This window comes from Vibrio sp. B183, assembly GCF_000740665.1.
Classification (GTDB): domain Bacteria; phylum Pseudomonadota; class Gammaproteobacteria; order Enterobacterales; family Vibrionaceae; genus Vibrio; species Vibrio coralliilyticus.
Window position 1 is genome coordinate 14,083 of sequence record NZ_JPQB01000015.1, and the last position, 15,823, is coordinate 29,905.

A 15,823-nucleotide genomic window follows, 5' to 3' on the forward strand; every position below is an offset into this window, starting at 1 on the left:
CATGAATTCTACCTACCCTTGGTTAACAGACATTTGGTGTGAATGGCAGGCAAGTCTGGAGTCAGATAGGTTTTCCAATGCAGCGCTACTGACAGCAGAAGAAGGGCTAGGCGTTGAGCAGCTAGTAGAGCGATTTAGTGAAGCTGCCATGTGTAGCAATTATGCCAGTGAAGCTTGCGGCTTTTGCCATAGCTGCCAGCTAATGAAGTCGCATAACCATCCTGATTATCACCTAGTGAAACCAGAGAAAGAAGGCAAAACTATTACGGTTGAGCAAATTCGTCAGTGTAACCGCCTAGCACAGGAGTCATCGCAGCTATCTGGACGTCGATTGTTTGTTATCGAGCCGGCTGAAGCGATGAATGACTCCGCTGCCAATGCGTTGTTGAAAACACTCGAAGAGCCCTCTAGCAGTTGTATGTTTTTACTGGTCAGTCATAAAGCACACCAGCTTTTGCCCACGATTACCAGTCGTTGCCAACATTGGCATGTAGTGACTCCGAGCTCAGAATTGCTTGCTCAATGGTTAAATGAGCAAGTTACTTCGACAATCCCTGCTTTTGCAGCACATATTAATGGCAATGCGCCACTGAAAACTCAAGCGTTTGTAGAGCAGGGGCAAATTGAAAAATATCAGCAGGTTGAAGAACAATTTCTTGAAGTGGCTCAGTTGAGAGGCGACAGCGTTAAGTTAGCAAAAGAATTGGCGACTTCACCCTCTGAGTATCTACAATGGATATGGTACTTGTTGACAGATGCTCAAAAGATTCACTTTGGCGTTCAGATGCCTTATTTCACTCCAGGCTCGAATGCTCTGTCGGCTAATCTTGGTTATCAATTGCTCTATACTCAGACAGCAAACCTAAGTCTGCTGCTTGAACAGTTACGTGAGCACACAGGTTTGAACAGCGAATTGCTTATCTTAGATTGGCTATTTAAATTTAATGAGGAATCATGTTTGTAGACTCTCATTGTCACTTAGACAAATTGGATTATCAGGATCTCCACTCTGGTATTGAAGATGTAGTTGCCAAAGCTCAAGCTGCTAACGTTTCTGAGCTACTGTCCGTTGGCGTTACGTTGGATTCTTTCCCTGGAATGATGGAGATGATCGAACCCTTCGACAACATATTTGCTTCATGCGGTGTTCACCCGCTGGATGTTGAGAGTGAGTTTGCCTTAGATCGATTACATGAATATGCCTCGCATCCCAGAGTTGTGGCGATAGGTGAAACGGGGCTGGATTACCACTATCAACCTGAGACTGCTGAGTTACAAAAGTTACGATTCCAACAGCAAGTTGAATTAGCAGTTAAACTGAATAAACCTTTGATCATCCACACGAGGAATGCTCGCCAAGATACGTTGGATATTCTACGTCGAGGTCAGGCAGATAAATGTGGTGGCGTGATTCATTGTTTCACTGAAGATCTTGCTTTTGCAGAAGCAGCGATGGAGCTTGGTTTTTATATCTCTATCTCTGGGATCGTCACTTTCAGGCAAGCTACTGAACTTAAAGAAGTGGTCAAAGCTCTGCCGCTTGAGAGACTATTGATTGAAACTGACTCACCATATCTCGCGCCTGTGCCACACCGAGGTAAACAGAACCAACCAGCATACGTGGTTGAGGTTGCCTCCTATATTGCCCAGTTAAAAAATACGTCATTGAGCGAAGTTGGGTTAAAAACCAGTGAAAACTTCCGAAATCTTTTTTTGAGGTAGAAAAAGAGTTTTGATTAAAAAAGGGGCGGAAGCTCCTTTTTTTGTGTCTGAAATCACTCTAGGTTACATAAATTCCCTTGTTTACTAAATATGTTGAAGCTGGGAGGCTGAAAGTATCAAATTGTAATTTTGTTACATAAAATAACAATTGGGTTTATTTTATTTACCCATCAAAATTAATCGGTGTTAATATTAATTTAATAAATATCAATTAGATAGGTTGTAAATATGGTCTCGATTTGCCGATTTTAGATTGTGATCTATCTATTAGTTTGAAACTAAATTCCGTAACCAGCTAGAAAGTTTGTTCACCATCAATATATATTTAGAGCCGGAAAATATACTACTAGATGTGGTTACATTTTTTCTGGGTGCTAACATTTAAGGCTACGGGGGTGTGCCGTTAGAGCCCAATAATTCTTATAACTTTTCAGGAGCATAAACATGTTTAAGAATCTTTTTGCTAACCTGCAAAAAGTGGGTAAAGCTCTGATGCTACCAGTATCGGTTTTACCTGTTGCAGGTATTCTACTCGGGGTAGGTGCTGCCGACCTGAGTTTCATTCCGGAAATTGTTTCCAACTTAATGGAGCAAGCGGGTGGCTCGGTATTTGGTCAGATGGCACTACTTTTCGCAGTAGGTGTTGCACTTGGCTTTACTAACAACGATGGTGTAGCAGGTCTGGCTGCAATCGTTGGTTACGGCATCATGACTGCGACGCTTGGCGTTATGGCTGGTGTTATGGGTGTTGAGAAAATCGACACTGGTGTTCTGGGCGGTATCCTTGTTGGTGGTGTTGCTGCATGGGCATTCAACCGTTTCTTCAAGATTCAGCTTCCAGAATACCTAGGCTTCTTCGCAGGTAAGCGCGCGGTGCCTATCATCACTGGTTTTGCTGCTATCGCATTGGGTATTGTTCTGTCTGTAGTATGGCCTCCAATTGGCGGTGCTATCGCTTCTTTCTCAGATTGGGCTGCACACCAGAACCCACAAGTTGCATTCGGTATCTACGGTATCGTCGAGCGTTCTCTAATCCCATTCGGCCTACACCACGTTTGGAACGTACCATTCTTCTTCGAAGCTGGTACTTGTGTGAATGCTGCTGGCGAAACACAAAATGGCGTTCTAACTTGTTACCTAGTTGCTGACGAAGCATCTCGTGCTGCAGGTAATGGCTTCGGTCAGCTTGCAGGTGGCTACATGTTCAAGATGTTCGGTCTACCAGCTGCTGCTATTGCTATCGCTCACTCTGCTAAGCCAGAGAACCGCGCGAAAGTAATGGGTATCATGGCGTCTGCTGCATTGACTTCATTCCTGACAGGTATCACAGAGCCAATCGAATTCTCATTCCTATTTGTTGCTCCTGTACTGTACGGTATCCACGCTCTACTAGCTGGTTCTGCATACGTTGTTGCAAACACTCTAGGTTTTGTACACGGTACTTCGTTCTCACACGGCCTAATCGATTTCATCGTACTATCTGGTAACGCACAGAAAATCGGTCTGATGGTGGGTGTCGGTTTGGTTTACGCGGCTATCTACTACGTAGTATTCCGCACTGTTATCAAAGCGATGGACCTTAAAACTCCTGGTCGTGAAGATGAATCTGAAGAAGCAGCCGCGACATCTGGTTCAGACATGGCAGGTGAGCTTGTTGCAGCATTCGGTGGCAAAGCAAACATCACTGGCCTAGACGCATGTATCACTCGTCTACGCGTTGCAGTAGCGGATACAGAGGCTGTTGATCAAGACAAACTGAAACAACTAGGCGCGGCTGGCGTAGTGGTTGTAGCAGGTGGTGTTCAGGCTATCTTTGGTACTAAGTCTGACAACCTAAAAACTGAAATGGATGAGTGGATCCGTAACCACGGCTAATACTCACTTACCCATTTAATTGATAGAGGAGGCCTAAGGGCCTCCTTTTGTTTTATTAGAACGTGACTCTCTGAAATCAAGCGCTGTTAGCGAATACGTTTGGTTGAATTTTATTGCATAGTGGAAGCGATAAAATACTCTGCTTTCTAACGACCTCCTTACCTTTCTATGACATTTTCTCATTGGACAACTGGAAAATTGCACGCTGTTTTATTTAAATCAAGAGCAGAGTGATGAAGAAAAGTACACTAGTTAAAAGCTTATTAGGTGTTGCGGCCGTCGCAGGGAGCGCAAGCGTCATTGCTGAAAGTTCAGAGTCCATGGATCTCTCGGTTGGAATGGCAGTAGACCAAGACTTAAGTGCAGTCATTGAATTGGATAATCAGTACCGTTTTACAGTAGGTAATGACGGAGCTGCATTCGACTACATACTAGCTCGTGGAGAGTTTGGTCAGGACGTACCTTTTACTTGGTATGTCGGTGCGGGTGCGTGGAGCGAATGGGACCATAAAGAGTTTGGGGCGCGTGTTCCCCTTGGTCTGAACTGGAACTTCAGCGAAGGCTGGAATATGTATGGTCAAATTCAACCAGAGTTAGATATGTATAGTGGCCCAGAATTACAGATTGGCGGAGCACTCGGCGTTAAATACACATTCTAGCTCTGACCAATCAAAAATGCCGACACTCAGTGTCGGCATTTTTATTTCAAGCAACAACAGCAATCACTGCTGCTGTTTGTTCATTGCTCGTTTAATACAGATAGCAGCGCCGCCCCAAGTTATTCCAAGGCCCAGTACCATCATAATAATCGCACCTGTTGTCATAATCAGGCCTCCTTACGACTTGTTGCGTTAATCAATACACCAATGACAAATAGAGCGGCAATCATTGCCCAACCAAGAGTTAGGTCGTAGCCACCGTAGCCTTCAGTGAATAGTGTTTGTAGTTTGGTTGCGAGAATAACTGCCAGCATAATTGGAGTGATGAAGCGCAGACAAACCACGAACCAAGCACCGATAGAAAAGTCAGAGATCTCATTGACGTATTCGCGTACATCACCAACTTTATTCAGTAGCCAAGCCATAAGAATAATCTCGACAAAACCACCCACCATGATGCCGACATTGTTCGCGAAGTGATCGACCAAATCTAGTAGTAGTAGGCCGCCATTGGTTGCAAATGCCATAGAAACGACAACACCAACACCAATAACAACGGTTGCTGCTTTCTTACGGCTCCACTTTAGTTTGTCGATAACGGCAGACGTCACGGCTTCCATGATGGAAATGTGTGAGCTTAGACCTGCAACAACTAGTGCGAAGAAGAAAAGTGGGCCTAGGATGTACGGCGCTGGCAGCAAGTTGATTGCAGCTGGCAGTGTAACAAATGCTAAACCAACGCCCGCTGATACGACTTCAGTCAGAGGCTTGCCTTGCTCTTGCGCCATATAGCCGAGGACTGAGAAGATCATGATGCCAGCTAGGATTGAGAAACCACAGTTAATCAAAACCGTCATGAAGGCGTTGTTAGTAATGTCTGACTTTTCAGGTAAGTAGCTTGAATAAGCCAGCATGATGGCGAAACCAATACTCAGAGTGAAGAAGATCTGACCATACGCGGCTGCCCAAACTTTCACATCCCAGATTTTGCTAAAGTCAGGCTCAAACATGTAGTTTACGCCATCTAGAGCACCAGGTAGGAAGACCATACGGCCAATCAGTAGCACGACCATGATAAATAGAATTGGCATCATGATCTTAGATGCGCGCTCAATACCTGCTTTGACACCACCGACAATAGCAGCGTAAGTGATACCCCATGCAATCAGCATTGCAATAGCAATTTTCCACTGAATGCTTCCTAGATTGGTTGGTGAGTTGTCACCTAAACCGAGGTATTCACTGAAGAAGAAGGCGTTAGTGTCAGTGCCCCAGCTCTGGTTGAAAGACATACCAAAGTAGGAAATCGCCCAACCGATAACAGCAACGTAGTAAACAGCAATAACCGCTGCAACACCTACTTGGAACCAGCCTAGCCACTCAAACTTAGAGTGAATTTTCGCTAGCGTACGAGGTGCGCTCCCACGGTATTTCTGACCCATGCTGAATTCAAGGATCATAAAGGGTATGCCTGCGGTGATCATGGCAAAAAGGTACGGTATAAAGAAAGCACCACCACCGTTTTCATAGGCCATATACGGGAAACGCCAGATGTTTCCCAGACCGATAGCCGATCCGACTGCAGCTAGAATAAATCCAGCGCGGGACCCCCATTGTTCTCGCTTCATAAAAAGACTCCTGTAAATCCGATATCTGAGATTGAAGATGCCTTAAAATCACCAGTCAGGCTGAACGGACGCCTGAGTAAACTTACTACTAGTAAAGCAGGCACGTGTCTGTTTGTGCCAATATGAATAATTAACTATCTTTTATTGCGTAAGTTTGTGGTTTTTTGTGCTGTGAAGTTAAAGGCTTCTCAGATTTTAGTTCTTTAAAGTTAAATGTGTGTTTGCTCTAACTGAAATATTCAGCTGTGCATGATGAAAAGACTAACTACTAACAATAGTTAAAGCAATAGATTGTAGTTGTGATGGTATTGTTCGTTTGTGGTAATAAAATTGTGTTTTATTGTATTTTATAGAGTGATTGGACTGACTTGTATTATTAAACTGGAAGCATTTTATGGTTTATGGCTTTTATGCAAAATATAACGCTTTTATAATTTAGAGAGCGTATGACTGAAAAATATACGCTCCATTAATCTATATTACTAAATTATTAATATTGTAAAGATATTGTATCTAGAAGCGCCAAGTTAATCCGAGGTTTGCTGAAAACTGGTTCATCCAATCAGTTTTGAATTTGATGAGACAACTTCCTTCCTGTGAAGCGGGCAGATTGCATACGCCACTGGTATCGTTATCGACAACTGTGCCAAGCCAACGCAGCTGAGTATTCAGTGCAAAGTGTTCAGTGAGAAGATATTCAAACCCACCAAAGATACTGGCTGAAAAGCCAAACTCGTCTGTGACCCAATCGGCATCTATGTATGAACCCCCAAGCCCTATACCAAGATAACCGTATAGAGACTCCTCTGCGGGGTAATAAATGCTACTCTGAAAGTGCAGGTAGTGCATGGTGGAGCTGAGGTTCACTGTTTCGACATCAGTATTTTGATTGGCGTAAAACAGGCCAATTCGCCCTTTATCCAACGTCATTTCTGCGCTTAATGCGAAACTCTCAGAGCCTTTTAGGTCATATTTTTGCTGATCTTGATTTTCTACTTCTCCGCCTGCGGTAAAGCCAAACCAAGGGGTCAGATAGATATCAGCTAAAGCGGGTGATGAGAACGTAAGTAAAATGCTACAAAATAAAGAGAGGTTCTTGCTGTTCATAGTCACTGTCCTATCAGAGTGATATACCCACTAATTGTGATAGTAACGTCATAATTACGCACAAAAAAAAGGGAATATTTGAAGATGACTCACAACGATGTTATTACTTTGTTACACAATAAAGGAGGTGTCTATGGAACACGATCTAAAATATGCGTTGGTCATCACTGTAACAGTCTTTACTGTTTTGATTGGTTTTGGTCTAGTCGCCATTACTTCAGCCTAGGTTGGGTATATGGACAATAGCGGTGTCGTTACCAGCGCTGCTATCCAGCTGGATACTCAACGTCTTGCTAAGTACACTGGTGGTAAAAATGCGCTGGTAGCCCAAGGTGGTGGACAGCGTGGTATCTTTACTTCCGGTGTGCTTGATGCCTTCCTTCTTTCTAACTTTGACCCTTTTCACGCTTTCTATGGTACCTCTGCTGGTGCACTAAACCTTTGTGGTTATCTGTGCCGTCAACGGGGAATAGGGCGCTCCTTTATACTCGACCTCACCACCGCTCCTGAGTTTTTCAATCTCTTCCGCTACATACGCCGTAAACAATACCTTGGGATTGATTGGGCACTTGATAAGATCAGCGATTTTCCTTATCGGCTTGATATTGATATGGGAAAAAGAGTATTGGCCAATAGGCAAGCCTTTGCTGCGGTGACCGATACTAGCCGGCTGTTCGATCACTATTTGCCTATGTTGCAGGATGACTGGAGAAAAGTGTTGATCGCCACATGCGCGATCCCAAGGCTTTATCAGGAGCCCGTTAAGTTTGGCCATGGAGAGTATGTGGACGGAGGAGTTTCGGCGTCTATTCCAGTTCAAGAAGCGTGGCGTAAAGAGGCGCGTTGCATTGTTGTGATTCGTACAGAAGGAGAAGATTTAGAGACGGACATAGAGCAAGTGACTCATGAGAATGAGGTTAAGTGGTATCGTGATTCATTTAACGTGGTGCAAGATCATTGGCAGCAAAAGCTGGTTCAATGGAAAGAAGACTGGGCGAGCTTTTTCACAGAACAGTTGCAACGTTCTCAGGAGGACAAATTGCAACATCGCCACTTGGAGTCACTCAATGGCGGGCGTTGGCTATTTGGAGCCGATGACATCTACCGATTAAGTCATCTACTGGGAGAGAAGTTTGATTCCGGATTGGCGGATATGTTGATGGTTCACTACCAGACCTATTCTCTTACTCAAGACTTTCTCCACAATCCGCCAGACGATTGTTTTATTGTACAGATAAAGCCTGAGCAGCCACTTAGATCTAATTCTTTGATGAGTGACCGAGACGATCTGCTTCATGACTACCAGATGGGGCTTGATTCAGGTTTTCGCTTTGTTGAAATGTATTCATCGCTGTCTAAATCCGCAACGACTGCCATTCAGAAGTAACTGTCATTCAGAAGTTACAAGGGAGCCCAGCAGGCTCCCTTTTTGATGTGAAGTCCAATATCAGGCAGAAAGAATACGCATACAGTTGGTTGATCCTACCACATCCATTACATCGCCTTGAGTGATGATGACCAGGTCGCCATCATGCAGTAACCCCTTGCCTTTCAAACACTCCACAGCGGCTTTAGCTGTTGGTAAGCCTGAGTCGCCTTTAGAATCAAAATAGACGGGCGTCACTCCACGATAAAGCGCAGTGTGGTTAAGAGTGCTTTCATTACGTGATAGGGCAAAGATAGGTAAACCAGAACTAAGACGAGACATCATTAATGCCGTTCGGCCGGACTCAGTCAGAGTAATGATGCCTTTGACACCTTTCATGTGGTTCGCGGCAAACATGGTCGACATAGCGATGGTTTCTTCACTGCCTTTAAAAACCGAGTCCATCCGATAGCTGGACCGGTTAATGGCTGACATTTTCTCTGCTCCCAGACACACCTCAGCCATTGAACGCACCGTTTCCAACGGGTATTTACCTGCTGCTGTTTCTCCTGACAGCATGACGGCATCAGTACCATCGAGGACCGCATTGGCTACATCCATGACTTCTGCACGGGTTGGCATTGGATTCTCAATCATGGACTCCATCATTTGTGTCGCGGTAATGACGGTGCGGTTGAGGCTTCTTGCCCTGCGAATGAGTTGTTTTTGCACACCAATTAATTCTGGGTCTCCAATTTCTACCCCTAAATCGCCGCGAGCGACCATTACGGCATCTGAAGCGAGAATGATGTCATCGATATTCTCCTCACTTTCCACTGTCTCGGCGCGCTCCACCTTTGCGACTAATTTCGCTTCAAGACCCGCATCTCGTGCTAGGCGGCGAGCGTACTTCATATCCTCCCCATTGCGTGGGAACGAAACTGCGAGATAGTCGACTTTGATTTGGGCGGCAATCTTGATGTCATTCTTATCTTTTTCAGTCAAAGCGTCGGCCGATAAGCCTCCGCCTTTTTTATTGATGCCCTTATTATTGGAAAGCGGGCCGCCAATGATGACTTTAGTAACGACTTGATTGCCAGATACCTTAGTTACCTGCAGCTGCACACGACCATCATCGAGCAGCAAAATATCACCCGTTGAGACGTCTTGTGGCAGCTCTTTGTAGTCGAGACCTACGGCACTCTGATCACCTTCCCCCTGAGCGAGATCACTGTCGAGGATAAAAGTGTCACCAACAGTGAGGTGAATTTTGTTGTCTTTAAATGTCGATACGCGAATTTTAGGCCCTTGTAGATCACCAAGAATGGCAACATGAGTACCGTACTGCGCTGCGATATTGCGTACGCGAGTGGCACGCTGGATATGATCTTCTGCGGTACCATGTGAGAAGTTCATTCTGACAACATTGGCTCCTGCCTGAATGATCGCTTCGAGAATCCCTTCTTTGTCCGTCGATGGACCTAACGTAGTGACGATTTTTGTTCTTCTTTGTATAGCGGTCATGATGATTTCCTTGATCAAGCTTTTTGGGTCGGCAATAAATTATAAAAATATAAAGACCCCAATTGAGTATATGCAAAATGCTGAGTTATGAGAGATTTAGGGATAACTTATCTTGTCAGGCACACATATTTATTAATGCAAAAAAATGGCGCTTTAAATGTGATATCTGTTTTGCAATTTGATTGAACGCCCAAAGAATCATGTTTATCCGTGATGCTTGTCACGGCAATCTACCAAAGCTCTTCACAATTACTTCGCAAAGTAAAAAAATTGCTTAGTTGTTGATATTTGGAGCACCCTATGTACATGGCTCAACCAGGCCATATTGATCATATCAAGCAGGTCAATGCTGGCCGTGTATATAAACTCATTGATCAAAAAGGTCCTATCTCTCGAATTGATTTGTCAAAAGAGAGCGAGCTTGCCCCTGCGAGTATTACCAAGATTACTCGTGAGCTGATTGATGCTCATCTGATCCACGAAACTACCGTGCAGGAAGCGACCAGTCGTGGCCGCCCGGCAGTGGGGCTACAGGTGAACAATGAAGGCTGGCAGTTTCTCTCAATGCGTCTCGGCCGTGGCTATTTGACCATTGCTTTGCATGAGTTGGGCGGTGATGTTCTGATTGACACTAAAATCGATATCCATGAAATCGATCAAGACGATGTGTTAGCTCGCTTGCTCCATGAAATCGATGAATTTTTCCAGACATATTCCGAGCAACTAGACCGTGTAACCAGTATTGCACTTACTCTTCCTGGTTTGGTGAACTCTGAAAAAGGCATTGTGTTGCAAATGCCGCACTACAATGTTGAAAACCTTTCTCTTGGCCCTGAAATCTACAAAGCAACAGGTCTTCCCGTCTTCATCGCTAACGACACCCGAGCGTGGGCATTGGCAGAGAAGTTGTTTGGTCATTCTCAGGAAAACGAAAACTCAGTACTGATTTCTATCCACCATGGTCTTGGTGCGGGTATTGTTCTTGATGGTCGTGTGCTTCAAGGGCGTCACGGTAACATCGGTGAACTTGGCCATATTCAAATCGATCCTAATGGTAAGCTTTGTCATTGTGGCAACCGAGGATGCCTTGAAACTGTTGCCAGCTCTCAGGCGATTCGTAGCGAAGTGGCGGAACGTTTGGCAAATGGTGAAGAATCAACGTTGTCAGACATTGAAGAGCTGTCAGTTGAAGATATTTGTGAAGCTGCAGCAAATGGTGATCCATTGGCAGTGGATGCTGTCGAAAAACTTGGTCGCTATCTGGGCTCGGCGATTGCGATCGTCATAAACCTCTTCAACCCGGAAAAAATTCTCATTGGTGGGGCGATTAACCAAGCAAAAGACGTATTGTACCCTGCTATCCAAAACTGCATTAAAGAGCAAAGTCTGCCTGTTTATCATCAGGATCTTGAAGTTGTAGAGTCTCGCTTCTACAAACAGGCGACCATGCCTGGCGCGGCATTAATCAAACAGGCCCTCTATGATGGGTTATTATTGATGAAGGTGATAGAAGGCTAAGCTCGCAGTTAATAAGCTTTATCTTTTATGTAAACCCATATAACCTTCAAGTTGTATGGGTTTATTTTTGTTTAGCCTAGCTTTAGGCTATTTTTGATATATTACAAAGTAGTTGAGAGATCGTATGTCCGGAGTTTTAAATAGCGTTGATCAGCGAACCAACCTTGTAGGTGAAAACCGATTAGAGTTGCTGCTGTTCAGTCTTAACAGCCGTCAGGTCTTTGCGATCAACGTTTTTAAAGTTCGTGAGGTTATCAAAGTCCCGCCATTGACTAAGATGCCTGGCTCGCACCACCATATTACGGGCGTGGCTTCTTTACGCGGTGTATCCGTACCTGTGATTGACTTACGTAGCGCGATAGGTTTTCCACCATCTCGTCAGGAAGACCAAGAACAAAATCTAATCATTACCGAATACAACCGAACAGTGCAGGGCTTTTTAGTCGGTCAGGTACGTAATATTGTCAATACAGCTTGGACTGAGATTCAGCCGCCGCCGAAAACGGCAGGTCGAGCAAACTACTTAACGGCTATTACGCAAATCAAAAATGAAGACCAGCAGCAAATTGTTGAAATCATTGATGTGGAAAAAGTACTGGCAGAGATCATCGATTACGATGTGTCTATTTCTGAAGGAGTGCTGGATGAAGATCTGTCTGCACAAATGGTTGGTCGCAATGTGCTTATTGTAGATGATTCTTCTACCGCTCGAGCCCAGGTTAAAGGAACGCTTTCTCAACTGGGGCTGAATATTCTTGAGTGTCGCGATGGTCTCGAAGCTCTGAGGCTTATTAAAGGCTGGAGTGAAGAGGGCAAAGATGTACCCCGTGAGCTTCTTTTGATGATTACCGATGCCGAAATGCCAGAAATGGATGGCTATAAACTGACTCACGAAATACGCAGTGACCCTAAGCTGAAAGATCTTTATATCACCTTGAATACATCGCTCAGTGGTAGCTTTAATGAAGCGATGGTGAAGAAGGTGGGGTGTGATCGATTCATTTCCAAGTTCCAGCCAGATTTATTGGTTGAAGTGGCACAAGATCGACTGCGTGATATTTTGTCGAGATAGTGTCTCGATTGATATAAAGCATGTAATTCAGTTAAATTATTGATAGTATTTATTCGATTATTTACTTTACGAATTAATTAATCTTCACTTTTCATCAGAAGCTAAAGGTAGTTCCTATTCATGATATGGTTCACGTCTAAGGTTGTGATGACCTTATGCATGTTACTGTACAGGGAATACAAAAAGAGACGTATGGACGCTGAAGACGATGTGTAACTCGTCTAACTGTTAATCTAAAGGGAGCCGAATGGCTCCTTTTTCCGTTTATGGTGGTTAGTGGAAATCTCGTGATTTGCTTTTGAGCCCTTCTAGCTTGTCCGTCATATCGATCAGCCTCCCAGCAATGATGTGCGTGACTTCTCCTTCTCTTTCTAGAATGCCTTTTACCATCATTACCTTGGCTGTGAGATAGGCCTGTTTTTGCGCTCGCGCCGTTGCCTGCCAGACCACGACATTCATGTTGCCGCTGTCGTCCTCTAAAGTGAAAAAAGTGACGCCAGCAGCGGTACCGGGAGCTTGTTTACCTGTTACAACACCGACGATGGTCACCAGGGACTGATGCGGCTTATGAATAAGCTCCTTCATTCTTGTAAAGCGCCCTAGGACACCTGCTTGTTCCAAAAGCGTAATAGGGTGTTTGCTGAGTGATAGCTCAATGGAAGAATAGTCTTCCAGCAGTGTTTGAACCTCTGAAGGCTTACTGATTGAGTCACTTTGTGGCTCTTCTAAATCTTTAAATAGAGGTAAATCGGATAACGAATCCATCATTGCCCAGCGGGTTTGAAAACGGTTATTCGCAATAGTCTGCATAGCATTAGCCGAAGCGAGCAGTTCCAGATCTCGCTGATTCAAACCGATATGCTTGAGTTGCTTGGGGTGTTGAAAGCCCTGCTTGCCGCGTGCTTTGAGTAGTTGTAGAGTGCTTTCTGCGCTGAATCCTTTGATTTGACGAAAGCCGAGTCGAATCGCCAGCCTGTTGCCGCAATGAACGACCTGATGATCATAATGTGACTGGTTGACGCAGACAGGCAGAATCAATACGTTGTGACGCCTTGCATCCTGAACTAGCTGCGACGCACTGTAAAAGCCCATGGGCAGGCTATTGAGGAGTGAAGCGTAAAAAGCTTCCGGATGATAATGTTTGAGCCAGGCAGAACAATACGCCAACACAGCAAAAGAGGCGGAGTGACTCTCAGGAAAGCCGTACTCACCAAATCCAAGTATCTGATCAAAAATGCGTTCAGCAAATTCTTCTTCATAGCCGCGAGCCAACATACCCTCAATCAGCTTGGTGCGAAACTTCACCAGATCGCCATTTTTTTTCCAAGATGCCATAGCCCGGCGCAATTGATCGGCTTCACCACCACTAAAGCCTGCTGCCACCATCGCCAGCTTGATTACCTGCTCCTGAAAGATAGGCACCCCCATAGTGCGAGATAAGACATCTTTGACTTCATCTGATGGGTAGGTCACGGGCTCGATACCATCACGACGTTTAAGAAAAGGGTGAACCATGTCCCCTTGAATCGGCCCCGGGCGAACAATAGCAATCTGGATCACCAGATCGTAATAAGTCTTGGGCCTGAGTCTGGGAAGCATGCTCATTTGGGCTCGTGATTCGATCTGAAATACACCGACTGTGTCGGCCTTCTGGATCATGCCATACACTTCAGGATCATCTTGCCTTCGGGTGATCTCTGCAATAGTCAGATCTTGCTGATGGAAGCGTTTGACCAACTGGAAACATTTATGGATAGCACTGAGCATACCTAGGGCGAGGACATCAACCTTCATTAGCTTGAGGCTTTCCAGATCATCTTTGTCCCACTGAATAACTGTCCTGTCTGCCATAGAAGCATTCTCAACTGGCACCAGTTCATACAAAGGGCCAGCGGCAATCACAAAGCCACCAACATGCTGAGACAAGTGACGAGGAAAACCGAGAATATCATTAACCAGAGCGATGAATTGTTCACCTTTGAGAGAATCCGGCTGAAGGCCAAGCTCGACGATCTGCGCCTGCCAGCCGAGCTCACGATCTCGACGGTTAACGTTTTTGATGAAGTAATCGAGTTGGCTTTCTTCAATCCCAAGCGCTTTACCTACATCGCGAACGGCACTTTTAAAGCGATAAGTGATCACTGTTGCCGCAAGCGCTGCTCGTTCACGGCCATACTTCTGATAAATGTATTGAATGACTTCTTCACGACGTTCGTGTTCGAAGTCTACGTCGATGTCAGGTGGCTCATCACGTTCTTTACTGATAAAGCGCTCGAAGAGAACGGAAATTTGTCGAGGGTCGACCGCTGTAATTTCCAGACAGTAGCAAACGACAGAGTTGGCTGCTGAGCCACGCCCTTGATAGAGAATATTCTGACGTTTGGCAAACATCACTATGTCGTGAATGGTCAGGAAATAGTAGGGGTAGTTGAGCTCATCAATCAGCTCAAGCTCTTTGTCGACAGTTTCTGAAATATCGTGAGGAATACCTTCGGGAAAGCGGCGACGCTTGCCACTGTCTACCAATTTGCGCAGATAGCTCATCGGCGTTTCACCACTGGGTACTAGTTCATGGGGGTATTCGTACTTGAGTTTTTCTAAACTGAACTGGCACTGCTCGGCGAGGCGAATACTCTCTTCCAGCCATTCTTGTTTAAACAGTCGGGCGAGCTTTTCTTTGCTTCGCAGTGTTCGTTCTGTATTAGTAAGTAGGTGCTTACCAATTTTATCAACGCTACTACCATGCCGGACTGCGGTCAGAACATGTTGTAGAGGAAGACGGTTAGCGGTATGCATGAGTACACCACCGCAAGCGGTGATTGGCACCATCAGTTCCTGAGCGAGTTCCTCACAGTGAGTAAGGTAGCTTTTATCGTCTGCATCTAAATGGCGCTGAACCCCTAACCACAATCTTGGTTGATGATGTTGAGCAAGCCAGTGTCCCCATTTCTGATCGCTATGTTGATGGCTGGGGAGCCAGACAATCAGGCAGTGGCGAAGCGACATTAAATCCCATTCTGCCAGCTGATATTGCCCTTTCTCGGTGCGTCTTCTTGCGTTTGTTATGATTCGACAGAGTTCGGCATAGGCTTCACGGTTTGGGCAAAGTAATACGAACTGACACTCATTGTTTAACCAGAACATACTTCCTATGATCAGTTTGATATTGAGGTTATGAGTTTTGATCGCTCTATAAGCTCTGACCACTCCTGCTACGGAGCATTCATCGGTAATCGCCAGTGCGTGATAGCGTAAAAAGTCTGCTTGTAGAATAAGCTCTTCTGCGTGAGAAGCGCCGGTGAGGAAAGAGAAGTTGGTCTGGCAGAAGAGTTCAGCGTACTTCATTATCGCA

13 protein-coding genes are annotated in these 15,823 nt (G+C 45.1%); 8 read left to right on the forward strand and 5 right to left on the reverse strand.

All coding sequences use genetic code 11. From position 1 onward, the window contains the following. The first annotated feature begins 1 nt into the window (after position 1). From IX95_RS16490 to IX95_RS16505, 4 genes are all read left to right on the forward strand, one after another. Complete coding sequence (locus IX95_RS16490; RefSeq protein ID WP_006959280.1) at positions 2-964, forward strand: DNA polymerase III subunit delta'; 963 nt, start codon at positions 2-4, stop codon at positions 962-964. Continuing rightward, positions 955-1,722 carry a TatD family hydrolase gene (locus IX95_RS16495; RefSeq protein WP_021455317.1) on the forward strand — a complete coding sequence of 256 codons (768 nt, stop codon included), beginning with the start codon at positions 955-957 and terminating at the stop codon, positions 1,720-1,722. The genes IX95_RS16490 and IX95_RS16495 overlap by 10 nt, the downstream gene beginning before the upstream one ends. A gap of 444 nt (positions 1,723-2,166) precedes the next feature. Continuing rightward, positions 2,167-3,597, forward strand: coding sequence for a PTS glucose transporter subunit IIBC (gene ptsG / locus IX95_RS16500; protein ID WP_006959276.1), 1,431 nt, complete (start codon positions 2,167-2,169; stop codon positions 3,595-3,597). A 233-nt stretch (positions 3,598-3,830) separates the two neighbouring features. Beyond that, the gene (locus IX95_RS16505) at positions 3,831-4,256 is read left to right on the forward strand and encodes a hypothetical protein (protein WP_019277923.1); all 426 of its coding nucleotides are present in this window, start codon (positions 3,831-3,833) and stop codon (positions 4,254-4,256) included. A 63-nt stretch (positions 4,257-4,319) separates the two neighbouring features. On the opposite strand, the gene IX95_RS26320 is transcribed toward IX95_RS16505, so the two are convergent. From IX95_RS26320 to IX95_RS16515, 3 genes are all read right to left on the reverse strand, one after another. Continuing rightward, a complete protein-coding gene (locus IX95_RS26320) occupies positions 4,320-4,421 on the reverse strand; it encodes a MetS family NSS transporter small subunit (RefSeq protein WP_019277924.1) in 102 nt (33 codons plus the stop codon). A 2-nt stretch (positions 4,422-4,423) separates the two neighbouring features. After that, positions 4,424-5,884 carry a sodium-dependent transporter gene (locus tag IX95_RS16510; RefSeq protein ID WP_019277925.1) on the reverse strand — a complete coding sequence of 487 codons (1,461 nt, stop codon included), beginning with the start codon at positions 5,882-5,884 and terminating at the stop codon, positions 4,424-4,426. A 513-nt stretch (positions 5,885-6,397) separates the two neighbouring features. Then, a complete protein-coding gene (locus IX95_RS16515; RefSeq protein WP_019277926.1) occupies positions 6,398-6,991 on the reverse strand; it encodes an outer membrane beta-barrel protein in 594 nt (197 codons plus the stop codon). A 133-nt stretch (positions 6,992-7,124) separates the two neighbouring features. On the opposite strand from IX95_RS16515, the gene cydH reads away from it, so the two are divergent. Together cydH and IX95_RS16525 are read left to right on the forward strand one after the other, a co-directional pair. Beyond that, positions 7,125-7,217, forward strand: coding sequence for a cytochrome bd-I oxidase subunit CydH (cydH, locus tag IX95_RS26325; RefSeq protein ID WP_019277927.1), 93 nt, complete (start codon positions 7,125-7,127; stop codon positions 7,215-7,217). Positions 7,218-7,226: 9 nt separating this feature from the next. Next, the gene (locus IX95_RS16525; protein WP_038162057.1) at positions 7,227-8,378 is read left to right on the forward strand and encodes a patatin-like phospholipase family protein; all 1,152 of its coding nucleotides are present in this window, start codon (positions 7,227-7,229) and stop codon (positions 8,376-8,378) included. Between the two features lie 60 nt (positions 8,379-8,438). Here the strand turns inward: IX95_RS16525 and pyk are convergent, their stop codons facing one another. After that, positions 8,439-9,881 carry a pyruvate kinase gene (pyk, locus tag IX95_RS16530; RefSeq protein WP_006959264.1) on the reverse strand — a complete coding sequence of 481 codons (1,443 nt, stop codon included), beginning with the start codon at positions 9,879-9,881 and terminating at the stop codon, positions 8,439-8,441. A gap of 300 nt (positions 9,882-10,181) precedes the next feature. Here pyk and mlc point away from each other — a divergent pair, with 300 nt between their 5' ends. Then, positions 10,182-11,399 carry a sugar metabolism global transcriptional regulator Mlc gene (gene mlc, locus IX95_RS16535; protein ID WP_006959262.1) on the forward strand — a complete coding sequence of 406 codons (1,218 nt, stop codon included), beginning with the start codon at positions 10,182-10,184 and terminating at the stop codon, positions 11,397-11,399. A gap of 124 nt (positions 11,400-11,523) precedes the next feature. After that, a complete protein-coding gene (locus tag IX95_RS16540; RefSeq protein ID WP_019277930.1) occupies positions 11,524-12,471 on the forward strand; it encodes a chemotaxis protein CheV in 948 nt (315 codons plus the stop codon). Between the two features lie 273 nt (positions 12,472-12,744). Here IX95_RS16540 and IX95_RS16545 read toward each other — a convergent pair whose 3' ends face one another. Then, complete coding sequence (locus tag IX95_RS16545) at positions 12,745-15,816, reverse strand: error-prone DNA polymerase (RefSeq protein WP_038162060.1); 3,072 nt, start codon at positions 15,814-15,816, stop codon at positions 12,745-12,747. Positions 15,817-15,823: the final 7 nt, after the last annotated feature.